The following is a 25,806-nucleotide window of genomic DNA, read 5'->3' on the forward strand; positions in this document are numbered from 1 at the left end:
TTGAAATCTAAATTACTTATATTTGTTGACCTAAAAAAAAACTTATAGTGAGTCAAATCAATAAGCTAAAAATATTCAATGATCCCATTTATGGGTTTATTACCATACCCAATGCCTTAATTTACGATTTAATACAGCATCCTTATTTTCAGCGTTTGCGCCGTATTTCCCAGATGGGCTTGTCGTATTTAGTATATCCTGGTGCCAATCATACCCGTTTTCATCATGCTTTAGGTTGTATGCATTTAATGCAAAAAGCGGTTGATGTATTGCGTTTTAAGGGAGTTTCAATATCTCCTGAAGAAGAAAATGCACTCTATATTGCCATTTTGTTACACGATATAGGACATGGCCCTTTTTCGCATGCTATGGAAAGAAGTATCGTTGAGGATGTACATCATGAGGAAATTTCCTTATTGTTCATGAATCAGTTAAATGTGGAATTCAAGGGCCAGTTGAGTCTAGCCATTCAGGTTTTCAAGGGGGAATATGACCGGAAATTTATGCTGCAACTTATTTCGAGCCAATTGGATATGGATCGTATGGATTATTTGAAACGCGATAGTTTTTATTCGGGTGTTTCAGAAGGCAATGTCAATTCAGAACGATTGATCCAAATGATGAATGTTGCGGATGATGTTTTGGTTATTGAAGAAAAAGGAATTTATTCTGTTGAAAAATTCTTGATGTCCAGACGATTAATGTACTGGCAGGTTTATTTACACAAAACCAGTTTAGTGGCCGAGTTAATTTTGACGAAAGTCCTAAAAAGAGCTAAAGAGTTGACCTTAAAAGGAGTACAATTGCCTTGCAGCAAGCCGTTGTCTTTTTTTATAGAAAATAAAGTTACGATGGACACATTTGATGCTCGGAGGTTAGATTTATTTGCACAATTAGATGATTTTGATATTATTGGGGCTTTAAAAGCTTGGCAAAAAGAGGATGATTTTATTCTGTCGTCTTTGAGTAAAATGATTGTAAACCGTGATTTATTAAAAATAAAATTGACGAGTGAAAAAGTCACTTTGGAAGAATTACAGCCGTTGAAAGAACGTTTTGCAGCAGAGCATCATATTTCTTTACAAGAAACAAACTATTTTATTTTTAGAGGAAAAATAAAAAATCAGGCTTACAGCAAACAGGCAGAACCCATACGGATTTTGAATAAAGACAAAACAATTGAAGACGTTGTGGATGCCTCTGATCAATTGAATTTGAAATCATTATCTAAATCCGTTACTAAATATTACATATGTTTTCCAAAACAACTGTTATAAATTCAGTATTTAAAACCTATTTTTTATATTTTTGTCGGGATGAAATTTACAGCAGAACAAATAGCAGGGATTTTAGAAGGTGAAGTTGTAGGAAATCCCATGGCAGAAGTTTCTAGATTATCAAAAATCGAAGAAGGCATCGAAGGATCACTAACTTTCTTGTCAAACCCCAAGTATCAGAATTATATTTATTCTACTAAAGCATCTGTAACAATTGTTAATGATACTTTTATAGCAGAGGCACCAATTACTACAACTTTGATTAAAGTGATTGATGCGTATTCCGCATTTTCTAAATTATTAGAATTTTACAATCAGGTAAAATTAAATAAAAGTGGGATAGAACAACCCTCTTTCCTTTCGGACAGCGTTAAATATGGAGAAAGTTTATATTTAGGGAGTTTTAGTTATGTAGGTCAAAATGTCGTTTTAGGAGAAAACGTAAAAATTTATCCCAATTGTTTTCTGGGTGATAATGTAGTAGTAGGGGATAATGTTATTCTATTTGCTGGTGCAAAAATTTATTCAGAGACCATAATAGGGAATAACTGTACGATACATTCCGGAGCTATAATAGGTTCAGATGGTTTTGGTTTTGCACCTAATCCAGACGGAACTTACACTAAAATCCCACAAATAGGAAATGTTATTATTGAAGACAATGTTGATATTGGGTCTTGTACTACAATAGATAGAGCCACAATGGGTTCAACTATTATACGAAAAGGCGTGAAGCTGGACAATCAAATTCAAATTGCGCACAATGTTGAAATTGGGGAGAATACGGTAATAGCGGCGCAAACCGGTGTTGCGGGTTCAACTAAAATTGGCAAAAACGGAATGATTGGTGGCCAAGTTGGAATTTCTGGACACCTAACCATTGGCAATAATGTACGAATTCAAGCGCAATGTGGTGTAGGAAGGAATATTAAAGATAATGAAATCTTACAAGGAAGTCCCGCATTTGGGTACAATGATTTTAGTAAATCGTACGTTCATTTCAAGAATTTACCCAAAATTGTTGCAGAAATCGAAGAATTAAAAAAACAAATTTTAAACCAAAAAAATGGAAAAAATGGTTAAACAGAAGACCATCAAAACAGAAATCTCTCTAACTGGAGTTGGATTACACACAGGTAAAGAAGTGAAAATGACTTTTAAACCTGCTCCAGTCAATAATGGTTTTACTTTTGTTCGAGTAGATCTAGAGGGACAACCTATTGTGGAAGCTGATGCAAATTATGTAGTAAATACACAAAGAGGAACCAATTTAGAAAAGTTAGGAGTAAAAATTCAAACACCAGAACATGTTTTAGCGGCATTGACGGGTTGTGACTTAGATAATGTCATCATAGAATTGAATGCTTCTGAACTACCAATAATGGATGGCTCCTCTAAATTCTTTGTTGAAGCTCTTGAAAAAGCGGGTATCGAAGAACAAAGTGCAAAAAGGAATGTATATATAGTAAAAGAAGTTATTTCATTTACTGATGAAGCCACAGGCAGCGAAATTTTAGTGATGCCAAGTGATTATTACTGTGTTACGGCAATGGTTGATTTTGGAACTAAAATTTTAGGGACTCAAAATGCGACTATGAAAAATATTTCTGATTTCAAAACGGAGATATCTGAGTCAAGAACCTTCAGTTTCTTGCATGAATTAGAATCTCTTTTAGAGAACGGTTTGATAAAAGGAGGTGATTTAAATAATGCTATCGTGTATGTTGATAAAGAAATATCAGCCACTACAATGGAAAGTTTAAAACTCGCTTTTGGAAAAGAGCAAATAACGGTTAAACCAAATGGTATTTTAGACAATCTGACTTTGCATTATCCGAATGAAGCGGCAAGACACAAACTACTTGATGTAATAGGTGATTTAGCTTTAATTGGAACTAAAATACAAGGTAAGGTAATAGCTAACAAACCAGGACATTTTGTCAATACACAATTTGCGAAGAAAATGGCTAAAATCATAAAAATTGAACAACGAAATTATGTTCCTGTTTTTGATTTACATCAGGAACCATTGATGGACATTCATAAAATCATGGCAGTTCTGCCTCATAGACCCCCATTTTTATTGATTGACAGAATTATCGAAATGTCAGAAACTCATGTGGTTGGAATGAAAAATGTAACCATGAACGAAAACTTTTTTGTAGGTCATTTTCCTGAAGCTCCGGTTATGCCAGGTGTTTTAATTGTGGAGGCCATGGCGCAAACAGGAGGGATTCTTGTTTTAAGCACGGTTCCGGATCCGGAGAACTATTTGACTTATTTTATGAAAATAGATAATGTTAAATTTAAACACAAAGTATTACCAGGCGATACTTTGATTTTTAAATGCGATTTAATTACGCCAATCCGACGAGGTATTTGTCATATGCAAGCAAATGCGTATGCAAATGGAAAACTGGTTGCTGAAGCAGAATTGATGGCCCAAATTGCTAAGAAACAGTAATTTTTTTGTTGATTTGGTTAATCGTGTATTCGGTTAATCGATTAAACAGTTAAACGATTAAACAAAGAATATGAATCAACCACTAGCATATGTTCATCCCGGCGCTAAAATCGCCAAGAATGTTGTCATTGAACCGTTTACAACCATCCATAATAATGTAGTTATTGGGGATGGCACTTGGATAGGATCTAACGTTACCATAATGGAAGGCGCAAGAATAGGAAAAAATTGTAATATATTCCCTGGTGCAGTAATTTCAGCAGTTCCACAGGATTTAAAATTTGGCGGAGAAGATTCTTTAGCAATTATTGGAGATAATTGTACCATAAGAGAATGTGTGACCATCAACAGAGGAACAATAGCCTCCGGACAGACTACCTTAGGTAATAATTGTTTGGTAATGGCAACGGCGCATATTGCCCACGATTGTCACATAGGTGATAATGCTATTATTGTAAACGGAGTCGCTCTGGCTGGTCATGTAACCGTTGGTAAATATGCCGTTATTGGAGGATTGGCTGCCATTCATCAATTTATCCATATTGGAGATCATGCCATGATTTCTGGTGGATCCTTAGTAAGAAAAGATGTTCCCCCGTTTACCAAAGCCGCAAAAGAACCTTTGTCGTATGTAGGTATTAATTCTGTGGGATTAAGAAGACGTGGTTTTACAACAGAAAAAATCAGAGAAATTCAAGATATTTACAGAATTCTGTACCAAAAAAATTATAATACCACACAAGCTTTAGGTATTATTGAAGCTGAAATGGAGGCCACGCCGGAAAGAGATGAAATCATTGATTTTATTCGAAACTCCTCAAGAGGTGTAATGAAAGGCTATTCAGGAAATTATTAAGAATCAACAAATCAACAAATAAAAATAAAAATGGCATCTACATCAGACATTAAAAACGGATTGTGTATTAAATACAACAACGATATCTACAAAATAATTGAATTTCTTCATGTAAAACCAGGAAAAGGACCAGCTTTCGTTAGAACTAAATTAAGAAGTTTAACAAACGGAAAAGTATTGGATAACACTTTTTCTGCGGGTCATAAAATTGAGGAAGTTCGAGTTGAAAATCATAAATTTCAATATTTGTATCCGGAAGGTGATGAATTCCATTTTATGAATACAGAAACCTTTGAGCAAATTTCCTTGAATAAAAATATTTTGGATTCCCCAGGATTATTAAAAGAAGGCGAAAATGTAATGGTAAGTATCAATACAGAGACTGATTTACCTCTTTCTGTAGATATGCCGGCATCTGTAATTCTTGAAGTGACTTATGCGGAACCAGGTATCAAAGGAAATACTGCTACAAATGCAACAAAATCAGCAACTGTTGAAACAGGAGCCACTGTAAATGTACCTTTGTTTATCAATGAAGGAGATAAAATTAAAATAGATACTGCATCAGGTTCTTATATGGAACGAGTTAAAGAATAGTTTGCAGTAATTAGTGTTCAGTAATCAGATATACTGGACACTGGACACTGAACACTGAACACTGAATACTAAATAATAAATGAAATTCCAAAAAGTTTACTCTTTAGAAGCAATTGCAAATATCATCGGCTGTGAATATGTTGGTGATAAAAATTTTCCAGTGACTGGAATGAATGAAATTCATGTTGTCGAATCTGGTGATATTGTTTTTGTAGATCATCCTAAGTATTATGATAAAGCGTTAAACTCAGCGGCAACTATAGTTTTAATCAATAAAAATGTAGCTTGTCCTGATGGAAAAGCATTACTTATTTCTAATGATCCGTTTAGGGATTTCAACACATTAACAAAACACTTTAAACCTTTTCAGTATTCAAATGTTTCAATAGCTGCTTCAGCTTCAATAGGTGAAGGAACTGTAATACAGCCCAATACATTTATTGGAAATCATGTTGTCATTGGAGAAAATTGTGTGATACATTCTAATGTTTCTATTTATGATTATACCGTAATTGGTGATAATGTAATCATTCACGCAGGAACAATTTTGGGTGCCGATGCTTTTTACTATAAAAAACGTCCCGAAGGATACGATCAATTACTTTCCGGCGGAAGAGTGGTCATCAAAGACAATGTGGGAATTGGAGCGCTTTGTACAATTGACAAAGGTGTTACTGGCGATACTATTATTGGTGAAGGCACAAAAATTGACAATCAGGTGCATGTAGGTCATGACACCGTGATTGGGAAAAAATGTTTAATTGCTTCACAAACCGGAATTGCCGGATGCGTTATTATAGAAGATGAAGTTACAATATGGGGACAAGTAGGAACTACCAGCGGAATCACAATAGGAGCAAAGGCTGTTATTCTAGGACAAACCGGAGTTACAAAATCAGTAGAAGGAGGTAAATCCTATTTTGGAACGCCAATTGAGGAATCAAGAGAAAAATTGAAGCAACTGGCCAATATTAAAAAGATACCAGAAATTCTTACTAAACTAAAATAATATGTCTGCAAAAGAAATCGTTCAACAATTTTATAAATCAGATGCTTTAATCGACAGCGAAGTCATCAAAGATTATTTGCACCCGGAAGTAATAGTAGAATGGAATAGCAGCAAAGGATTCATTCAGTTGGATTATAATTCTTTATTAAATTTATCTAATGATTTAAGCAAAGCGTATGTTCGTTCTAAAGTTCGAATAAGCCATATTATTGGTGAAAATAATTTAATTTCCGTGCGCTATTCTCATTTTGTCAAAACAATTGAAAATCCAAGAGAAGAGATGTTATTAGCACATTTTATAGCTATTTGGGAAATAAAAGACAATAAATTATACAGAGGGTATCAAATGAGTCAATTATCCTAATTTAGTGTCAAAAAACTGAACACTGAACACTGATTACTGCTTACTATTTTATACTTTTGCATAACAATTTTAAAAACTACATAAAAAATATATCATGAGTGTTTTAGTTAATAAAGATTCCAAAATAATTGTTCAAGGTTTTACAGGAAGTGAAGGAACTTTCCATGCTTCTCAAATGATTGAGTACGGTACTAACGTTGTTGGTGGCGTAACTCCAGGAAAAGGAGGAACAACTCACTTAGACAGACCCGTTTTCAATACTGTAAAAGATGCTGTAGAACAAGCAGGAGCTGATACAACTATCATTTTTGTTCCACCGGCTTTTGCTGCTGATGCAATAATGGAAGCTGCAGATGCAGGTATAAAAGTAATTATTGCAATTACTGAAGGAATACCTGTGGCTGACATGATAAAAGCAAATAGTTACGTAAAAGAAAGAAATGCTCGTCTAATAGGACCTAACTGCCCAGGAATAATTACTCCGGGTGAAGCTAAAGTTGGTATTATGCCAGGTTTCGTTTTCAAAAAAGGAACTGTTGGTATTGTTTCTAAATCGGGAACATTAACCTATGAGGCAGCGGATCAAGTAGTTAAGCAAGGATTAGGAATCACTACCGCTATTGGTATTGGTGGAGACCCAATCATTGGAACTACAACAAAAGAAGCTGTTGAATTATTAATGAACGATCCAGAAACAGAATGTATTGTAATGATAGGTGAAATTGGCGGACAATTAGAAGCGGATGCAGCTCACTGGATCAAAGCAGATGGTAACCGTAAACCAGTTGTAGGATTCATTGCAGGAGTTACCGCTCCAGTAGGACGCACAATGGGACATGCAGGTGCAATCGTAGGTGGATCTGACGATACTGCTGAAGCAAAAAAGCAAATCATGCGAGAATGTGGTATTCACGTAGTAGATTCTCCAGCTGAAATTGGTAAAAAAGTAAAAGAAGTTTTAGGTTAATCTAAACTCTAATTAAATATTTTAAAAGCCTCACATTTTGTGGGGCTTTTTTATTATAAATTCAATTAAAGAAATATCTTTGCACTTTATTAAATAAATCTGTTTTTCAGATGTAATCCTAATAAAAGTAAACATAAACGAATGGTTTCTAATGGACTTCACGATTTTGTGGGGTATTTTTTTGCTAAAGCCAATTCAAATTAAAATAAAAAAAATGTATAAAGAGTTAAAAAAATTCAAAGTTACCAATCAGTTTTTATTCACTACAGAAGATAGTTTAGCCGAAGTTTGTAATGCTTCAGAAGGATCTGGAATATTTTTAGTATATGCCGTAGCAGAAGAGAAAGAGTTGATTATGGTGGGTTCTACCGGAACTGTCCAAAATAACGGAACTTTGAAAATTAAAAACGGTGGTCTAAAAGAAAAAATTGTTGAAGGACACCAATTTGCTAAAACAGGAAGAAAATATTCTTGGCCAGCGCAAATGAAAATTGAAGAGATCAGCACGCTAGAAGTGGTTTGGTATGAGACATTCAACGATAAAACTAAAGTGATTCCAACATTCGTAGAAGGACAAGTTTTACAAAACTTTCTAGACGAAAATGGAAGATTACCAAAATGGAATGTAGCTTTTTAATACAATCCGTTTTTTTAAATAATTTAAAAGCTCCTATTTGGGGCTTTTTTTATTTAAATGGTGTCGACCATTTTGTATCTACATATACATTAGTTCCTGATAATGTTTGAATAAAAGCGACAAGAGCATTAACTTCGGGAGCAGTAAGATTTAATTTTTGCCCAAAACCATTTGGCGCTAATCTTGGATCCAAATTTGTATTTCCGGGAGCTAAATTGATACTTCCATAATGCCCAATAACATTTTGTAGTGTTGTTAAATTTCCCGTATGCATAAATAAACCATTAGAACTTCCGTTTGGTTTTACCAGATCTCTCAATGAAGGTGCTCTTGTGTTTGTGATGTCAATTCCCGGGGCGTTTAAAACACCTATAATACCATTGTTTTTTGTATTGGGATCAATGTCAAATTCAGGTGCGGCATGGCAAACTGCACATCCTACTCCTCCAGAAGTTCTGTTTCCGGTTGCGTCAAAAACCGGAGGCGCCAGGAACAAATTTTTACCTTGATTTTCTTGTGTCGTAAAGTTGGTGAAGGGTTGGCCGTCGTTTGCAACTAATACCCTTCCAGCATCATATTTAGAATCAAAGGATTGGATGCTTCTAATAAATTGCGCCAAAGCCAGCTGAATCTTGCTTTCAGTAATGATTTCAGAGCCATACGTATATTTAAACAATTCTTTGTAATACCCAATGTTTTGCAATTTTGAAATTAGTACTATCAAGTTTGCATCACCTAAGGTTCCGCTAAAACCCATTTCAATGTGATTTTGAATAGGTTGTGTCGTTTGTAACTCTAATGTGGTTGCTCGTTCGTCCCAAAAAAACTTGTTTTCTCTTGAAAATCTAGAATTCACCAATCTCATAGAATGTCTGGTGGTCTTTCCGTTTATTCCGTCGCTGGCAATAGCCACATCTCCAAAAGCATTTGCTTGAATGTGGCAGGAAGAACAGGAAATTGTGTTATTTGAGGATAAGTTTTTATCATAAAATAGAACCCGACCTAATGTTGCTCCTTTGTCAGTTACTGGATTTCCTGCAGTGTTATCTTTAGTTATGTAAGAAGGGATAATTTGGTTAGCATAATTACTCAAATTATTTAAATCAATTTTACTAGGAAAAGTAGCAGTCACATTGGGATAGGAATCGGCAATCACAGTTGTTTCATTGCTTTCATTTTTGCTACAAGCTGTAAAAACGAGTAATCCTACAAAAAATAATAAGGAAGAGAGCTTGTTCATATCAATTGGTTAAGTTAAAAAATGAGGTCGTTGATTCTATTTGGGTTTCTTGTATTTTAGATTGTTTTTTTACTTTTTTTTATAATTAGAGTCAATTTCAAATCTAGTAATTTTATTATGATTACATCTAAACATTTTGAAGCTTTAATCATGTCAAACAGTTTTACTAAGTTTTAGGACAATTTTTTTTATAAAAGGTTTAATTGAAGATGTATTTTTTTTTCAACCCACAATTATTGCTATATTTGACAAGTGTAAATTAGCCCTGATAGAAGTGGAAATCCTTTTTCTTGTCAGTTCGATTTCGTTTGAAAAGCGAGGAGGAGAACAAGAGAAAAAGATTGAAACGGATAGCAGGAATAGCTTCAAATAAATATTAAATTAATTTTAGAACATGAAATTACTAGAAGGAAAGGTTGTTATAATTACTGGCGCAAGCCGTGGAATTGGTAAAGGAATTGCAGAAGTTTTTGCTAAAAATGGGGCAAATGTTGCTTTTACGTACAGTTCATCTGTTGAATCAGCTTTGGCTCTTGAAAATGAATTGAACGCTTTAGGGATTAAAGCCAAAGGATATCAATCGAATGCAGCTGATTTTAATGAAGCACAAACTCTTGTAGATGCGGTTTTAGCTGAATTCGGAACAGTCGATATTCTGATAAACAATGCCGGAATTACTAAAGACAACTTATTGATGCGAATGTCTGAAGGCGATTTTGATCAAGTTATTGATGTTAACTTGAAATCGGTTTTTAATATGACTAAAGCCATTCAACGTACTTTCTTGAAACAACGTTCAGGTTCAATTATCAATATGAGTTCAGTAGTAGGAGTGAAAGGAAATGCAGGACAAACGAATTATGCGGCTTCTAAAGCGGGAGTTATTGGTTTTTCTAAATCTGTAGCATTGGAATTAGGATCTCGTAACATTCGTTGTAATGTAATTGCTCCGGGATTTATAGAAACGGAAATGACCGCTAAGTTAAATGAAGATGTTGTAAAAGGATGGAGAGATGGAATTCCTTTGAAACGTGGCGGAACTACTGAAGATGTTGCTAATGCGTGTCTTTTCTTTGCTTCGGATATGAGTGCGTATGTAACGGGACAGGTTATGAATGTTTGCGGAGGAATGCTTACCTAAAATTTAATTAAAAGATTGTAAAATTCAAAGATTTAAAGATTTTTGAACTACGTAATTAATTTTTAATCATTAAATTCTTCAATCTTTTAATAAAGAATAAATGACAACAAACACGCTACTATTATTACTGCTTTCGTTACTAATAGCTGGTGGTTTGTCATTTTTTCAATATATTTACAAAGCCAAAAACAAATCGAAAGTCGGTTGGTTTTTGGCTTTTTTGCGTTTTTTATCCATTTTTGGAATTTTAATGTTGTTGATTAATCCAATACTAACCAAAAATACCTTCGAAACGGTAAAAACACCCTTACCGATTGTTGTTGATAATTCCAGTTCTATTTCTTTTTTGAATGCCAATGAAAAAGCATTAGAATTGTATAAAAGAATACAATTAAACTCAGATTTGAAAGATAAATTCGATGTGCAAACGTATCAGTTTTCAGATGATTTTGAACCTACGGAAATTTTTGATTTTAAGGGAACTCAAACCAATATCGATGTTGTTGCCAAAAATCTAAAAAGCATTTATAAAAACACAGTATATCCAACAGTTTTAATCACAGATGGAAACCAAACTTCAGGGAATGATTACGTCTATAGTTTTGACCCCTTAAATAAAGTTTATCCGGTAATATTAGGCGACACAACAAAATTATTTGACTTAAAAATCAATCAACTGAACGTTAATAAATATGCTTTTCATAAGAATAAATTTCCTGTAGAAGTTTTTTTGCAGTATTCAGGAACCAAAAGTGTAACAGCTGATTTTGTTATTTCACAAGGGAATTCGGTATTCAGTACACAATCCATTACCTTATCACCATCCAAGAAGACAGCAACTGTACCCGTACTTTTGCCGGCTGACAAAATAGGATTACAGGTTTTTAAAGTTACGATTTCATCAAAAGAAAAAGAAAAAAACACATATAACAACACCAAGAATTTTGCAGTTGAAGTTATTGATCAAAAAACAAATATTGCCATAATTTCAGCTATAAATCATCCCGATTTAGGGGCTATGAAAAGAGCTATTGAATCGAATGTACAGCGTAAAGTAATAATTATTAAACCAAATGAAATCAAAACATTACAAGATTATAATGTTTTGATTTTATACCAACCAACGATTGAATTTAAAACTATTTTTGAAAGTAATAAAGTTGCCGGAATTAATACATTTATTATTACTGGAAACAACACCGATTTCAATTTTTTGAATCAGCAACAGGAGAATTTGAGCTTTAAAATGAGTGGACAAAAAGAAGAGTATTTGTCGGTTTTTAATAAACAGTTTAATTTGTTTGCTGCGGACAATATTGGGTTTGAAGATTTACCGCCTTTGCAAAACGCTTTTGGAACCGTAACTACAAAAGGAGTTGTGTCAGTTTTGCTTTCATCTAAAATCAGAACAATAGATACGAATGCGCCTTTACTGGTTTTTGCAGAAAATCAAGGCAGGCGAGCCACTTATCTTTTGGGTGAAAATAGTTGGAAATGGCGCTTGCAAACACATGTAAATAATCAATCTTTTGAAAAATATGACGTTTTCATGGATAAGATTATTCAATTTCTGGCTTCTAATAATTCTAAAAAATCATTGGTTGTTGAACATGAAAGTTTTTATAATTCCGGTGAAGCCATTGAAATAACGGCACAGTATTTCAATAAAAATTATGAGTTTGATGAAAAAGCCCGTTTGACTATAACGGTAAAAAATACCGAAACCAAGCAAACGAAAAATTACGATTTATTAAAAGGGAATAATTCCTATAAAGTCAATCTTGACGGATTGAAAGCCGGTTCTCATACTTTTACGGTAAAAGAATTAAATTCTAAAACGACGTATTCCAGTAGTTTTGAAATTCTTGATTTTGATATTGAAAAACAATTTGTTAATCCCGACGTGGAGAAATTGACGCAATTAGCTGGGCAAACACAAGGAAAAGCGTATTTTTCAGATCAAGTAGACGTATTGATTAAAACGCTTTTAGAAAATGAGGAATACAAGACGATACAAAAGAGTAGTGTTACCAAAACTCCTTTGATAGATTGGATGTGGTTATTGGTTTTAATTTCAATTTTACTGACAACCGAATGGTTTGTTCGAAAACACAACGGATTACTTTAATACAATTAAACAACATGGATTTTAGACTGAAAGTATTTTATACTGTTGCCAATCGTTTGAGTTTTACAAAAGCGGCAACCGAATTGTTTATTACGCAACCTGCTATTTCCAAACACATTCAGGAATTAGAAGAGGACTATAAAATCAAACTGTTTGACAGAAATGGTTCTAAAATAGCATTGACAACTGCTGGTGAGGTATTATTGAAACACACCAAAAACATTTTTGAAGTATACCGCGAAATTAATTTTGACATGAGTACACTGATTAATCAACGTTCCGGATTGTTGCAATTAGGAGCCAGTACTACAATTTCTCAGTATATAATTCCGCCCCTTTTAGCTCGTTTCCATCAAAAATTGCAAGATGTAAAAGTAAGTTTACTCAACGGAAACACGGAACAAATAGAAAACGCTTTATTAAGAAAAGAAATTGAAATAGGAATTGTTGAAGGGCAATCCAAAAATAAATCTATTAAATATACCGAGTTTTTGAAAGACGAATTGGTTTTGGTCTGTAAGAGTTCCAATCCGTTAGTAAGTCGTGATGAAGTGACTCAGGATGATCTTAAAAAGATGCGTTTTTTAATGCGAGAACAAGGTTCAGGAACACTTGAAGTTATTGAACATGCGTTGAAACCATTTAAAATTAAAGTATCCGAACTACAAATTGAAATGCAATTGGGAAGTACAGAAAGTATAAAATCCTATTTAATGCACTCGGATTGTGTGGCTTTTATATCGATTCATGCCATAAAAAAAGAACTTCAAAACAATGAATTGGCTATATTAGATATTGAAGACCTGATTATAGAACGATACTTTTATATTATTACGCTTCAAGGAAAAACAGATTCATTATCCGATTTGTTTATTCAGAATATTTCCAATCATTATAATTTAAAGTTATAGCAGATTATAATTTGCGATTGGCATAAATAGTTTTATCGTTCCACCTTTGTACTGTACTAATTCAACAACTTTACATTGGAAACGAATCAAAAAGCAATTCAGAAGGAATCTTTTATTTTTTTTAAAGTAAATGCCACATTGCAGCAACTCATTTTCGTTGCATTGCTTTTGTTTTGCACCACAATTTTTATTTCTCCACCAATTGCTTTGGTACTAGGATTGATTGTTGCCAACCTTTTTGGACATCCTTTTTTAGAATTGAATCATAAAGCAACTAATTATCTGTTGCAGTTTTCGGTAGTTGGTTTAGGATTTGGAATGAATGTTCACAGTGCTGTTTCAGCCGGAAAAGAGGGTTTTTATTTTACAATTGCTTCTATTGTGAGCACTTTAATTTTAGGAACTTTTTTAGGAAAATGGTTTAAAACGGATACAAAAACATCACATTTAATTTCTTGTGGCACTGCAATTTGCGGAGGAAGTGCAATCGCCGCTATTGCTCCCGTAATCCAATCGAATGAAAAACAAACCTCAGTTGCTTTGGGAGTGATATTTATTCTGAATTCGGTAGCGCTGTTTTTATTTCCTGCAGTAGGTCATTGGCTGGATTTATCGCAAAAAGAGTTTGGATTATGGTGCGCTATTGCTATTCATGATACGAGTTCTGTAGTAGGAGCAGCGAGTAAATTTGGTCCTGAAGCCATGCAAATAGCCACAACAGTAAAATTAGCCCGTGCGTTGTGGATTATTCCTGTAGCATTGATTACCGCATTTATTTTCAAAAATAAATCTGGAAAAATAAAAATTCCTTATTTTATAGGATTGTTTATTTTGGCAATGATTGCCAATACCTATCTGCCAGAAATGAAGAGTGCAGGACCACATTTAGTTTCAGTTGCCAAAATAGGCCTGACGGTAACTTTGTTTTTAATTGGTGCCGGATTAAATAGGAATGTAGTGAAATCAGTGGGATTAAAACCGCTTGTGCAGGGAGTTTTGCTTTGGACATTCATTGCAGTTTCGACTTTAATTTTAATTATTTATTTAAAATAGTTTTATGACGGAAGGTTTTTCGTTTGATCACATGAAATTGTAATCTGATATAATCATACAAAAGCGCAAACAATAAAAAGGTTGCGGCAACAAAAAGTGTTTTCATTTCTAGTAAATTATACAAAAAACCACCTAGAATACAGCCCATGAAAAAGAAGATAATAATCGATAATCGGAGATAAATACTTGTTTTAAGTTTTTTATTTTCTTCGGGTTTTTTATAAAAAAACAATTGTGACAGTTCGATTCCCAAATCAGTAAAAAGCCCCGTTAAATGGGTTGTTCTAACCGTAGACTGAGAGATTTTTGTAACCAAAGAGTTTTGTATTCCCATGGCAAAAAGCATCGAAAAAGCAATCCATTTTCCTTCAATGCTGGATAATTCAGACGCTAGTCCAAAAATACCAATGCCAATCAAAACAATCATTTCCAGTGAAATAGGAATGACATGAGATAAATCAGGATGTTTTTTAGAAATTAATTCTGCTAAAAAATTAGAGGTAAAAGCGCCCAACAAGAAGAAAATAGTAAATACAAAAAAGGTAATAGCAGCTATATAATTCTGTTTCATTATTTCTTCGGCAAAATAGGCAAAATGTCCCGTAACATTTGTGGTCAACGTGTGTACGGATAAAACTCCAGTAACATTTACAATTCCGGCAACAAAAGATAGTAAAGTGGCTAAACGTAGGTTATGAATAAAAGTTCTGTTTTTTCCTTGATGTCGAAACATAGTTGTAGTTTTCTTGTTTTAATTAACAGAATCTTAAACCCAATTTTTTCTAATAACGATTTAAAGAAATACATTTGTACTTCAAAAAAATAAATTTAATGAAAAATTTTAAAATTAGACCTACACTTATCACTTTATCTGCTCTTGGAGTTGCACTTTTTCTTTTGTCATGGGGCGTTATTGGTCATGAACGAATCAATAGAGCGGCGGTAATGGCACTTCCAATACCATTGCAGACCTTTTTTTACAATCATATCGATTTCATTACCCAAGAATCTACTGTTCCGGATTTGAGAAGAAATGTTTTGAATGATAAAGCAGAGCCGCCCCGTCATTATTTTGACATGGAGAATTTTGGAGCTGTGGAAACGATTCCTAAAACTATGGAAGAAGCGAAGCTGAAGTACGATGAAAAGTTTTTGACTAAAAACGGAATTTTACCGTGGTATATTCAGGATATGATGGTCAAATTGACTAAAGCGTTCAAGGACAAAAGAAAAAATGAAATTTTATTTATTGCGGGGGATTTAGGCCATTATATTGCCGATGCACACATGCCGTTGCATACATCAGACAATCACGATGGACAAAACACGAATCAAAAAGGAATTCATTCCTTATGGGAAAGCCGTTTGCCGGAATTGTTTGCCAAAGGGTATAAATTAAATGTACCTGAAGGAATATATTTAGACAATGTGGAGAAAGCCACTTGGGATATCGTTTTTGACACGCACAGTTTAGTGGAACCTTTGTTGGCGGCCGATAAAAAATTAAGAACTGCAACTGCTGAAAACAAAATGTACGTAACGGATGCCGATGGAAATGTTGTCAAAAACAAGTACGGAGGAATGTTATATTCGGATGAGTATGCTGCTAAATTGCACACGGAGTTGAACGGAATGGTTGAACAACAAATGAAAAAAGCCATTACCGCAACAGCAAGTTTTTGGTACACGGCTTGGGTTAATGCTGGAAAACCAGATTTAAGTACTCTTGATACTGCCGAACTTACAAAGCGCAATAGCAAAACTTTAAAAAAGGATTTGAAAACTTTTGAAAAAGGGACTCTTTTTGGTTTAACAAACGAAAAAGAATAACGATATATTTCCAATTAAAAAACGGGTGAAACTTCAATTTTGACCCGTTTTTTTATGCTAATAAATTTTTTGATATTTCTTTTTCTTTAACATATCCGAGGCTGTTTGATGATACGAAATCATTTCATTTACTAAATCCGTTCTTTCTTTTGTGAGCGGTATTTGATCATAAAATATTTGAAAATCAGTAGCTGCTTTTTGATTGGGTTTCAAAGTCAATTGAAATTGTTTGACGGTTTGTTTGAGAGAAATAATAGTCAATACATTTTACCCCGCCATCAAGAGATTTTGCATCTCCGGGAATATCAATTTTTCCATTTGGATACGTGAATGGTCTGTGATTGCTCACGGTCATAATGTGATTAAAAAACGGCTTATTTGCCGCTGCTCCTTTGTTCATTTCCGTGATTGCTTTGTTGTACATATCTTCATCGCAAACGTCCCAAATATTAGCAAAAGTGATTTCGTTGGGTTCAAATGTTTTTCTGTCTACAATTTCATATCCATTTCCTGAAAAGAAATCGCCCATATTGTCAAAAAAGGAATCGCCGCCATACATGAATTTTACAGTATAGCCTTTTTGTTTAAAGAGCATTCCGGTAGGGAATTTATTTTTATTGTCTTTCCTTTTTATAACACTTTCGCCGGGAGTAGGAAGAAAACATAAAGTAATGGCTTCAAGTTCACTTTTCATAAATGCCATATAAAATTTATATAACAGACTGGTTTTTAAATAATTGATAAACATATTTTAAGAATTTCATTTAACGGATAAAGCAGGAATTGCCAATAACGATAATGTGAAGAGAAGCAGGTAAATTCCTGGAATTTTGATTTTTTGTACAAAAGCGGGAATGTTTTCAATATAGTTTTTTGATTTCTTTACTTTTAAAATAAGTGACCAATCCTGTACAAATAAATAGTGCAGAAAATAAGGGAATAACAGGATAGGATTGCATAATATTACCTATCACTTCATTAGTATACACCAGATAATTTACTGCGATAAAATTGTATTTGACCCCAAATTCATTCCGAAAAAGGTATTCACTGATTCTATTTTGTAAAATTAAACCACATATAGAAAGATGACAAAGGAAAATAACCAGAACCTGATTTGTTTCGGTATTTTGTATTGGAGATGAAAATATGATAGAGCCACAAAAAGTCACTGACCAAAACAAAAACAAAAATCAGATAAAAATCCAAATATAAATAAGTGTAGCGTATCAATCCAAGTAAAGGAGGCTTGTGTGATGGGATAAAAAAAAAGAATAACTCTTAAAACAAAACTCATACTAATGTAAAACACTACAATTAAGCACTGAGAATGTAGTGCCGTTTTTCTAATTCATAAAAACAGACTAACTTAGTAGCCTGCTAGCAAGAGTGGATTAGGATAATGAAGTAATTTTATACTTTAAAGAGTCTAGCTGTAACGGCTATAAAACTCTTAAACGCAAATAAAAAAATGAAAATGAAAATAATAGCAGTCATTCCCGCACGATACGCCTCGACACGATTTCCTGCCAAACTAATGCAGGATTTAGGTGGTAAAACGGTAATTTTAAGAACGTATGAAGCAGCTGTAAACACTAAATTATTTGATGCTGTTTTTGTAGTAACTGATTCCGATTTAATTTATGACGAAATACTTACTCACGGAGGAAACGTTATTCGAAGCATCAAAGAACACGAATCCGGAAGTGATCGAATTGCAGAAGCAATAGAAAATCTGGATGTTGATATTGTAGTCAATGTACAAGGAGATGAGCCTTTTATTGATGCGGAACCTTTAGCTAAAGTGATTGAAGTTTTTAGAAATGATTTGGATAAAAAAGTAGATTTAGCGTCGTTGATGCGCGAAATCACGAATGAAGCAGAGATTAATAATCCCAATAATGTAAAAGTTGTGGTGGATCAAAACGGATTTGCCTTGTACTTCTCCCGATCGGTTATTCCGTATCCAAGAGCGAAAAATGTAGGCGTACGGTACCTGCAACATATTGGTGTTTATGCGTTTAGAAAACAAGCATTATTGGATTTTTATAGTTTGCCCATGCAATCATTAGAAGCATCTGAAAAACTAGAGCAATTGCGTTATCTTGAATTTGGGAAACGCATTAAAATGATCGAAACTACTCACATTGGTATTGGTATTGATACCCCAGAAGATCTAGAAAAAGCTAGGAAAATGTTAAAAATTCAGAGATGAAAAACCGTTTTGATTAGGCAATTTTCTCGATGACAATAAGTTCGTTATGAACTTCAACTCTTGGAATAGTTCTAATTTTAAATTGATTTTTGTAAAACTCGGTTACATATTTTTTATTTCTTTGATTTTGATTCTCATCTAATAACATCGTATTAAAAAGAATAAAACCATGACTTTTTAAAAGCGAGCAAACCCTATTGGTAAAAAAAGGTTCAAATAAAAAATTAGGCATTGTAGTGTCCTGGAAAATATCAATGATAATCAAATCGTATTTAGTAGGGGTTTTTAACACAAATGCAAAAACATCCTCAATTACAATTGTAAGATTTTTTGTTTTATCCAAGTCAAAATAGGCATTGGCTATTGTAATTATTTCAGGATCAATTTCAACACCGGTAATTTTTCCTTTGTATTTTATTTCTTCTACCAATGTTTTGATGACACTTCCACCAGCAACACCTAAAACTAAAATATGCTCCATGGGCACAATTTTTTTGTATCCAATGTTTTTTAAGCCTAACCTCAGAATCCGTTGCAAACTGCCATAGGAATAATTTGTGTTTTGAGAATCCATGACCAGTTCCCCATTTGCCCAAGTCACCTCAATCGATTTGCTCAAAGCCGATTTAGTTTGATAAATAGTTAAAGGAATTACGTAGCTGAATATTTTTTTTAGCATTAATGATAGATTTACCCAAAAATAAGATATTAATTATTTATTTTGTACGAAAGAAAGCAAGAATGAAGAAACAATTATACAAATGGATATTTTCCAGACTAATGGGTTGGAAAGTAGTGGGTAGTATTGATCCAAATATCACGAAATGTGTCATGATGATAATGCCACATACCAGCGCTCATGATTTTTATTTAGGGGTTTTTATCCGAGCAATAACCGGTTTACAAATGAATTGGGTAGGCAAAAAGGAATTGTTTCGTTTTCCTTTGGGATTTTATTTTAGATACATGGGTGGAGAACCGCTTGATAGGACAGGAGGGTTGAATAAAGTGGATTCTATTGCAGCTATTTTTCAAAGAAAAAAGGTTTTTCGTCTGGCAGTAGCACCGGAAGGAACCCGTAAAAAGATTAGCAAACTTAAAACAGGATTTTATTACATTGCTTTAAAAGCAAAGGTTCCTGTAATTCCTATTGCATTTGATTTTGGAAAAAAAGAAATTAATTTAGGAAATCCTATTTTTCCTTCGGGAGATATTGAGGCCGATATAACCGTTTTGAAAAAACATTTTATAGGAGTCAAGGGTAAAATTCCAGAACAGGGATACTCATTTGAATAACTCTTAAAAAAACTTAAAAAATGTTAAAACCATATAATTGATTTTCTTGTAAGTGTATTAAAACTCTAAAATATACAACATGAAACATTTGGTTATTAGTACCGTATTTTTAGTTTTATTTTTCGCTTGATACAATAATAATGATTCTGATACTAGCCCGGCAGAATTAAATTTGGTGACATCCAGTAATACCTCCGGGAAAATTACGCTTACCAATTTATTAACTACAACACCAATAGTCAAATTATTTGCCAGTGCTGCTTCAGTCACTGATGGTGGATTAATTATAATTAAAAATTTCTCAACTGTTTTCGCTTCAACTGCTGCTGCGGGAACAATTGCAGTAACGAATCAAGTACGGATTTATAGTTCTAATTCACTTTTAGGCAATCCTGTGGCTGTGGCTTATGACAGTGTTACAAAAAACATATATGTTGCTGAAAGATTAAATGCAGGAGGACAAGTACTAACGTATAGTTTTCCTGTTGCTTCGGGTGATTTTGCTCCCGTAAATGCGAGAGCGGAAGCGGGTGTAACGTCAATTTTTGTCTTAAGAAAATAGATTTTTGTTTTCAAGAATGCTTTTTTAATCCATAACCCCAATTCTAAAATCAGAATTGGGGTTATTTATTTAATTTGGAACATAACTCTTGAAAGAGCCATTTTTATAAAAGATAACAATGGTGTCAATTTCAGAAGCAACCGCTTCACCAGGACTATTTATTGGATCACTTTTTTTAGTTTCCAATGCAGGAATCAAAACAGTATTTTTTAGTTCAGAAAATAAATTTTCAGGGATTATTTGATCACTGGCCAGAGCAGGGATATTTTGTTCAGAGACCTGATTAATAATTCTTTCTTTTGCCTTAAACTCTTCCGCATTTTTTGGAAAGGTTCCTTTTCCATTCAGAATCCAATACAAATCAACATCAGGAAAAACATCTAAAATTTTAAGTATAAAATCCAAGCTTGGTTTGTTTCTCCCAGAAAGCAGGTGAGACAGGCTGGAGCGTTGCACACCAATTTTATCTGCAAAAGAAGAGGCATTCAAATTGTAGTAGTCCAGTATAATCTCTAATCTTTTTATAAAGTCTTCTATGTTTACCATTGTAAATTAATGTAAAAATTAACTAGTTACAAATGTAATCAAAAGAAGCTTCAGTATCAAAATTAAAGGTATAAATAGTATTTTAAAAGTCTAACAAACTAAAGTTGTACTTTTAATAAATACACATAATTAATTGATAAACAAAATTCTAATTATTATAAAATAAATTTATAACAATTGTTAACATTTGCCGGATTTTCTACCTGGTTTAACTGGCGAAAAGTGTTTACAGTATTGAAATATTCTTTGTTTTAAATGTTTACAAATGTAAATGCAAAGATGTTTACTTTTGTAAATCAAATAAAATGGTATGAATTTAGAAGAATTATTCGATCAGTTTAAGGAAGAATCCGTTCGTGGACGGTACGTCACTTTAACATCAATCGAGCCTTTGTTGCAAAAATTAAACACGAACAATCAACTTCAAATTATAGGAAAATCAGTTCTTGGAAAATCTATTTATTCGTATGAAATTGGAAAAGGAAAAACGAGAATTTTTCTGTGGTCCCAAATGCACGGAAATGAAAGTACAACTACAAAAGCGCTATTCGATTTTTTTAATGTACTGCATAGTGGTTCTGCATTAGCACACCAATTATTAGACTTCTTTACTTTTTACACCATTCCGATGTTGAATCCTGACGGTGCAACATTATACACAAGAGAAAACGCCAATAAAGTTGATTTAAATCGCGATTCGCAAGCGCTGACACAACCAGAAAGCAAGCTGTTAAGGGCAGCTTTTGATTCCTTTGAGCCTGATTATTGTTTTAACCTGCATGATCAGCGTACTATTTTTGGTGTAGATGATACCGGGAAACCTGCAACAGTATCTTTTTTAGCACCTTCCTATAATGAAAATCGAGATATAAATGAATCTAGGTTGAAAGCGATCAACTTGATTGCCGGAATAAATGAGGATCTACAGCGTTATCTTCCCAATCAGATTGGGCGTTTTGATGATTCGTTTAATATAAATTGCATTGGAGACACGTTTCAGTTTTTAGGAGTACCCACTTTATTGTTTGAAGCGGGTCATTTTGAGAATGATTATCAAAGGGAAGAAACACGAAAATACGTTTTTATGAGTTTAATTTCAAGTTTTAGGATACTCTCCGAAAACGTTATAGTTGATAATGGAATTGACAAATATTTGAGTATTTCTCAGAATAAAGTCGTTTTTTATGATTTTATGTATAAAAACATCAAAATAAATTATGATGGTATCGAAATTATCACCAATTTTGCAGCACAATACAAAGAAGAGCTAATTGAAAATCAGGTCTGTTTTAATGCCTATGTTTCACAAATAGGCGATTTGGAGGATTATTTTGGTCATTTCGAATATGATGCTAAAGGAGCTTTATACAAAGATGATCATAACGATATTCCTAAATTGAATCAAAAAGCTGATTTTTATTTAGATAATAACGTGAAATTTGTTAACGGAATGATAAAAATATAATATTTACGTCTTTTTGTTGTTTTTATGTATATTTTTATACTTTGTTATAGTAATTAATAATATTAATTAAAGAATTATGAGTAAGTTTCGTTTAGATGAAGTAGATCACCAGATTTTAGATATGTTGATAGACAACACAAGAGTTCCATTTACGGATATTGCAAAAAAATTATTGATTTCAGCAGGAACTGTGCATGTTAGAGTAAAAAAAATGGAAGATGCCGGTATTATCATGGGATCCTCATTAGTGCTTGATTATGATAAATTAGGCTATTCTTTTATTGCTTATGTTGGTGTTTTTCTAAATAATACGTCTCAAACGAAGTTTGTTTTGGAGCGTATCAACGAAATTCCTTTTGTAACAGTAGCTTCAGTCACCACTGGAAAATTTAACATTTTTTGTAAAATTAGAGCAAAAGATACCAAGCATGCTAAAGATGTGATCTTTATGATTGATGATATTGATGGTGTTTATAGAACCGAAACAATGATTTCCCTTGAGGAAAGTATAAATGATAAGAAGCGTTTGATGCATACTATTTTCAAAAATATGTAATTACTCTTGAATGCACTATATTATAAATATAACCTCAAGTTAGTTCTTGAGGTTTTTTTATGAAAAATTAACTAAACCAACAACCAACTACAACAAAATTATGTACACACTACCCAAACTTGAACGTTTTAATCAAGATGTCCTCTCTAAATATCACATTTATAATAGTGTTTTTATAACATTGCCATTTCACTCCATAGATAATACGGGAGCTTTACTTCCTTTGTTTGCAGATATTTGTGATACAGGATTTAAAAAGCAAGAAACTCCAAAAGAAATTTTTGATTTTTTTGCCAAAAGGTATTTACATGATCCTTCAGAAACAGAAAAAATTGATATTATGTTTCGTTTTATTCAATATATCGAACGCCAAATTGTTTTGTTTGATGCTATTGAAGATGCTGCTTTTCCAGTTGTTAATAATATGGAAGGACGAGGATCTTTAAGAGATATCAAAGAAAAATCAGATGCAAAAGACAAGGAAGAGGAATTGATTGATTTTCTGGAAGATTTCAATGTAAGGACAGTTTTGACGGCGCATCCTACGCAATTTTATCCGGGAGCAGTTCTTGGGATAATTACTGATTTGACCGAAGCGATTCGGAAAAATAACTTGCTTGAAATTAAACAGTTACTGGCTCAATTAGGAAAAACGCCTTTTATTCAAAACGAAAAACCAAATCCTTTTGACGAAGCAGTAAGTTTGATCTGGTATCTTGAAAATGTTTTTTATCAAACTTCAGGCGAGATCGTGCAGTATTTGCAAAAAAACATTTTTAACGGCAACTCCATAAAGAATCCTTTGATTAAACTTGGATTTTGGCCAGGCGGTGACCGTGATGGAAATCCATTTGTGACTACTGAAATAACGCTGAAAGTAGCGGAACGTTTGCGAACTTCTATATTGAAGTGTTATTATATCGAAATTAGAAATTTAAAAAGAAAACTAACCTTCTCTGGTGTAGATACTTTAGTGACTGAATTAGAACAAAAACTTTATAGGTCTGTATTTTATTCTACAGGAGAAATTTTCATTACTTTGGATGAATTCAAATCACAATTAAATAAAATTAAACAAATAATTATCGACCAGCATCAATCGTTATATTTGGATGAATTGGACGCGATATTAATAAAAGTAAATTTATTTGGATTTCATTTTGCGTCATTAGACATACGTCAGAACAGTAAAATTCATGATGCTGTGTTCAAAGATATAGTGGATTTTTATTTAAAAACAAATCCCTCTGTTTTTCCGAAAAATTATTTTGAATTAACAGAAAAAGAAAAGTTTACGATTTTATCAAATGTAAGTGGGAATCTTGATGCTACTGTGTTTTCAAATGAAATGTCGCGTTTGACAATCGAATCCATTCAAACGATAAAAACAATTCAGGAAAAAAACGGAGAATTTGGCGCTAACCGTTACATTATCAGTAATAATGAAAGTGCACTTAATGTTATGGAGACCTTTGCGTTATTTCGTTTGAGCAATTGGGAAAATCCTCCCGTTGATATTATTCCGCTTTTTGAATCGGTTAATGATTTGCAAAATGCACATGCTATCATGGAAAAATTATATACTAATCCTGGTTATGCAAAACATTTAACGAACAGAGATAATAAGCAAACCATCATGCTTGGTTTTTCTGACGGTACAAAAGACGGAGGATATTTGATGGCGAATTGGAGTATTTACAAGGCCAAAGAAGAACTTACTGCAATTTCCAGAAAATATGGTGTAAAAGTAATTTTCTTTGATGGTCGAGGCGGTCCACCAGCGCGTGGCGGAGGGAAAACACATAAGTTCTATGCTTCATTGGGGCCTAATATTGAAAATAACGAAATTCAGGTTACTGTACAAGGTCAAACGATTAGTTCTAATTTTGGGACTTTGGATTCCTGTCGCTACAATTTAGAAAATTTATTGAGTGCCGGAGTAACCAATCAGGTTTTCAGCAAAGGTCAAAATGAATTGACTTTGGACGAAAAAAACATAATGGATCAATTAGCTGGTTTAGGATATGAGAAATATTTAAGCTTTAAAAATCATCCAAAATTTATTCCTTATTTAGAGCAGATGAGTACGTTGAAGTATTATGCTAAAACAAACATAGGAAGTCGTCCTTCTAAAAGAAGTAAATCAGAACATTTAGATTTTGCTGATTTACGAGCGATTCCTTTTGTAGGTTCTTGGAGCCAATTGAAGCAAAATGTACCCGGATTTTTTGGTGTAGGTACAGCGCTAAAACATTTTGAAGATACTGATCAGTGGGATAAAGTTCAGGATTTATATGATAATTCGTTGTTCGTTAAAACCTTGTTAGAAAATAGTATGATGTCATTGGCCAAATCATTTTTCCCTTTGACTGCTTACATGAGGAAAGATCCCGAATTTGGAACATTTTGGCAAATTATTTATGATGAATTTTTAGAAACAAAAAGATTACTTTTGAAAATTGCAGGTCATAAAGAGCTTATGGAAAATTATCCAGATGGTAAAGCATCAATTCAAATAAGAGAACGTATAGTACTGCCACTATTAACAATACAACAATATGCTTTATTGCGTATCAATGAATTAAATAAAGAAAATACCCCTGACGAAGCTTTGATACAAGTATACGAAAAAATTGTAACCCGTTCCCTTTTTGGAAATACTAATGCCAGTAGAAACTCCGCTTAAACGATA

General features: G+C 33.3%; 25 protein-coding genes. 20 read left to right on the forward strand and 5 right to left on the reverse strand.

The window, feature by feature from the left end; all coding sequences use genetic code 11:
• Nucleotides 1–47: 47 nt before the first annotated feature.
• The 9 genes from EKL99_RS00510 to EKL99_RS00550 all read left to right on the forward strand — a co-directional run bounded on the left by EKL99_RS00510 (nucleotide 48) and on the right by EKL99_RS00550 (nucleotide 8,171).
• Entirely contained in the window at nucleotides 48–1,277 is a 1,230-nt protein-coding gene (locus EKL99_RS00510) for an HD domain-containing protein (RefSeq protein ID WP_126568898.1), read from the forward strand.
• 39 nt (nucleotides 1,278–1,316) lie between these two features.
• Nucleotides 1,317–2,360 carry a UDP-3-O-(3-hydroxymyristoyl)glucosamine N-acyltransferase gene (gene lpxD, locus EKL99_RS00515; protein WP_126451547.1) on the forward strand — a complete coding sequence of 348 codons (1,044 nt, stop codon included), beginning with the start codon at nucleotides 1,317–1,319 and terminating at the stop codon, nucleotides 2,358–2,360.
• Nucleotides 2,353–3,741 (forward strand): bifunctional UDP-3-O-[3-hydroxymyristoyl] N-acetylglucosamine deacetylase/3-hydroxyacyl-ACP dehydratase, encoded by a 1,389-nt coding sequence (locus tag EKL99_RS00520; RefSeq protein WP_126460118.1) that lies wholly within the window; start codon nucleotides 2,353–2,355, stop codon nucleotides 3,739–3,741. Before lpxD ends, EKL99_RS00520 begins: the two co-directional genes overlap by 8 nt.
• Before the next feature lie 70 nt (nucleotides 3,742–3,811).
• On the forward strand, nucleotides 3,812–4,597 hold the full coding sequence (gene lpxA, locus EKL99_RS00525) for an acyl-ACP--UDP-N-acetylglucosamine O-acyltransferase (RefSeq protein ID WP_126451549.1): 786 nt from the start codon (nucleotides 3,812–3,814) through the stop codon (nucleotides 4,595–4,597).
• A gap of 30 nt (nucleotides 4,598–4,627) precedes the next feature.
• On the forward strand, nucleotides 4,628–5,194 hold the full coding sequence (gene efp, locus EKL99_RS00530; protein ID WP_126459482.1) for an elongation factor P: 567 nt from the start codon (nucleotides 4,628–4,630) through the stop codon (nucleotides 5,192–5,194).
• Between the two features lie 79 nt (nucleotides 5,195–5,273).
• Nucleotides 5,274–6,203 carry a UDP-3-O-(3-hydroxymyristoyl)glucosamine N-acyltransferase gene (locus tag EKL99_RS00535; RefSeq protein ID WP_126576188.1) on the forward strand — a complete coding sequence of 310 codons (930 nt, stop codon included), beginning with the start codon at nucleotides 5,274–5,276 and terminating at the stop codon, nucleotides 6,201–6,203.
• Between the two features lies 1 nt (nucleotide 6,204).
• Nucleotides 6,205–6,567: a nuclear transport factor 2 family protein gene (locus tag EKL99_RS00540; RefSeq protein WP_126451552.1), complete on the forward strand. Its 363-nt coding sequence runs from the start codon at nucleotides 6,205–6,207 to the stop codon at nucleotides 6,565–6,567.
• Between the two features lie 94 nt (nucleotides 6,568–6,661).
• Nucleotides 6,662–7,534, forward strand: a complete 873-nt coding sequence (gene sucD / locus EKL99_RS00545; protein ID WP_126451553.1) for a succinate--CoA ligase subunit alpha — start codon at nucleotides 6,662–6,664, stop codon at nucleotides 7,532–7,534.
• Between the two features lie 214 nt (nucleotides 7,535–7,748).
• Entirely contained in the window at nucleotides 7,749–8,171 is a 423-nt protein-coding gene (locus tag EKL99_RS00550) for a hypothetical protein (RefSeq protein ID WP_126576189.1), read from the forward strand.
• A gap of 49 nt (nucleotides 8,172–8,220) precedes the next feature.
• Here EKL99_RS00550 and EKL99_RS00555 read toward each other — a convergent pair whose 3' ends face one another.
• Nucleotides 8,221–9,411, reverse strand: a complete 1,191-nt coding sequence (locus EKL99_RS00555) for a cytochrome-c peroxidase (RefSeq protein WP_126576190.1) — start codon at nucleotides 9,409–9,411, stop codon at nucleotides 8,221–8,223.
• A 394-nt stretch (nucleotides 9,412–9,805) separates the two neighbouring features.
• On the opposite strand from EKL99_RS00555, the gene fabG reads away from it, so the two are divergent.
• The 4 genes from fabG (at nucleotide 9,806) to EKL99_RS00575 (ending at nucleotide 14,644) form a co-directional block, all read left to right on the forward strand.
• Complete coding sequence (fabG, locus tag EKL99_RS00560) at nucleotides 9,806–10,552, forward strand: 3-oxoacyl-[acyl-carrier-protein] reductase (protein WP_126459494.1); 747 nt, start codon at nucleotides 9,806–9,808, stop codon at nucleotides 10,550–10,552.
• A gap of 100 nt (nucleotides 10,553–10,652) precedes the next feature.
• Nucleotides 10,653–12,680 carry a hypothetical protein gene (locus tag EKL99_RS00565; protein WP_126576191.1) on the forward strand — a complete coding sequence of 676 codons (2,028 nt, stop codon included), beginning with the start codon at nucleotides 10,653–10,655 and terminating at the stop codon, nucleotides 12,678–12,680.
• Nucleotides 12,681–12,694: 14 nt separating this feature from the next.
• Nucleotides 12,695–13,591, forward strand: a complete 897-nt coding sequence (locus EKL99_RS00570; RefSeq protein ID WP_126563728.1) for a LysR family transcriptional regulator — start codon at nucleotides 12,695–12,697, stop codon at nucleotides 13,589–13,591.
• A gap of 75 nt (nucleotides 13,592–13,666) precedes the next feature.
• Nucleotides 13,667–14,644, forward strand: coding sequence for a YeiH family protein (locus EKL99_RS00575; protein ID WP_231507347.1), 978 nt, complete (start codon nucleotides 13,667–13,669; stop codon nucleotides 14,642–14,644).
• Here EKL99_RS00575 and EKL99_RS00580 read toward each other — a convergent pair.
• Entirely contained in the window at nucleotides 14,628–15,377 is a 750-nt protein-coding gene (locus tag EKL99_RS00580) for a YoaK family protein (protein ID WP_126553328.1), read from the reverse strand. The two genes, EKL99_RS00575 and EKL99_RS00580, sit on opposite strands and share 17 nt — an antisense overlap.
• Before the next feature lie 98 nt (nucleotides 15,378–15,475).
• On the opposite strand from EKL99_RS00580, the gene EKL99_RS00585 reads away from it, so the two are divergent.
• Nucleotides 15,476–16,474, forward strand: a complete 999-nt coding sequence (locus EKL99_RS00585) for a zinc dependent phospholipase C family protein (RefSeq protein ID WP_126576192.1) — start codon at nucleotides 15,476–15,478, stop codon at nucleotides 16,472–16,474.
• 184 nt (nucleotides 16,475–16,658) lie between these two features.
• On the opposite strand, the gene EKL99_RS14820 is transcribed toward EKL99_RS00585, so the two are convergent.
• The gene (locus tag EKL99_RS14820) at nucleotides 16,659–17,168 is read right to left on the reverse strand and encodes an LTA synthase family protein (protein WP_370453894.1); all 510 of its coding nucleotides are present in this window, start codon (nucleotides 17,166–17,168) and stop codon (nucleotides 16,659–16,661) included.
• A 783-nt stretch (nucleotides 17,169–17,951) separates the two neighbouring features.
• On the opposite strand from EKL99_RS14820, the gene kdsB reads away from it, so the two are divergent.
• The gene (kdsB, locus tag EKL99_RS00595; RefSeq protein WP_126576193.1) at nucleotides 17,952–18,689 is read left to right on the forward strand and encodes a 3-deoxy-manno-octulosonate cytidylyltransferase; all 738 of its coding nucleotides are present in this window, start codon (nucleotides 17,952–17,954) and stop codon (nucleotides 18,687–18,689) included.
• A gap of 13 nt (nucleotides 18,690–18,702) precedes the next feature.
• Here kdsB and EKL99_RS00600 read toward each other — a convergent pair whose 3' ends face one another.
• Complete coding sequence (locus EKL99_RS00600) at nucleotides 18,703–19,368, reverse strand: spermidine synthase (protein ID WP_126576194.1); 666 nt, start codon at nucleotides 19,366–19,368, stop codon at nucleotides 18,703–18,705.
• A 62-nt stretch (nucleotides 19,369–19,430) separates the two neighbouring features.
• Here EKL99_RS00600 and EKL99_RS00605 point away from each other — a divergent pair, with 62 nt between their 5' ends.
• Together EKL99_RS00605 and EKL99_RS00610 are read left to right on the forward strand one after the other, a co-directional pair.
• On the forward strand, nucleotides 19,431–19,985 hold the full coding sequence (locus EKL99_RS00605; protein ID WP_126553319.1) for a 1-acyl-sn-glycerol-3-phosphate acyltransferase: 555 nt from the start codon (nucleotides 19,431–19,433) through the stop codon (nucleotides 19,983–19,985).
• Nucleotides 19,986–20,160: 175 nt separating this feature from the next.
• Nucleotides 20,161–20,547: a hypothetical protein gene (locus tag EKL99_RS00610; RefSeq protein WP_126576195.1), complete on the forward strand. Its 387-nt coding sequence runs from the start codon at nucleotides 20,161–20,163 to the stop codon at nucleotides 20,545–20,547.
• 69 nt (nucleotides 20,548–20,616) lie between these two features.
• On the opposite strand, the gene EKL99_RS00615 is transcribed toward EKL99_RS00610, so the two are convergent.
• Nucleotides 20,617–21,093, reverse strand: a complete 477-nt coding sequence (locus EKL99_RS00615; RefSeq protein WP_126576196.1) for a helix-turn-helix transcriptional regulator — start codon at nucleotides 21,091–21,093, stop codon at nucleotides 20,617–20,619.
• Nucleotides 21,094–21,403: 310 nt separating this feature from the next.
• Between EKL99_RS00615 and EKL99_RS00620 the strand changes: the two genes are divergently transcribed.
• The 3 genes from EKL99_RS00620 (at nucleotide 21,404) to EKL99_RS00630 (ending at nucleotide 25,800) form a co-directional block, all read left to right on the forward strand.
• Nucleotides 21,404–22,558: a M14 metallopeptidase family protein gene (locus EKL99_RS00620; RefSeq protein ID WP_126561558.1), complete on the forward strand. Its 1,155-nt coding sequence runs from the start codon at nucleotides 21,404–21,406 to the stop codon at nucleotides 22,556–22,558.
• A gap of 76 nt (nucleotides 22,559–22,634) precedes the next feature.
• Nucleotides 22,635–23,114, forward strand: coding sequence for an Lrp/AsnC family transcriptional regulator (locus tag EKL99_RS00625; RefSeq protein WP_072943262.1), 480 nt, complete (start codon nucleotides 22,635–22,637; stop codon nucleotides 23,112–23,114).
• Between the two features lie 100 nt (nucleotides 23,115–23,214).
• The gene (locus tag EKL99_RS00630) at nucleotides 23,215–25,800 is read left to right on the forward strand and encodes a phosphoenolpyruvate carboxylase (RefSeq protein ID WP_126576197.1); all 2,586 of its coding nucleotides are present in this window, start codon (nucleotides 23,215–23,217) and stop codon (nucleotides 25,798–25,800) included.
• Nucleotides 25,801–25,806: the final 6 nt, after the last annotated feature.

The sequence above is a fragment of the Flavobacterium sp. ZB4P23 genome (assembly GCF_003970375.1).
In the GTDB taxonomy this organism is placed as follows: Bacteria; Bacteroidota; Bacteroidia; order Flavobacteriales; family Flavobacteriaceae; genus Flavobacterium.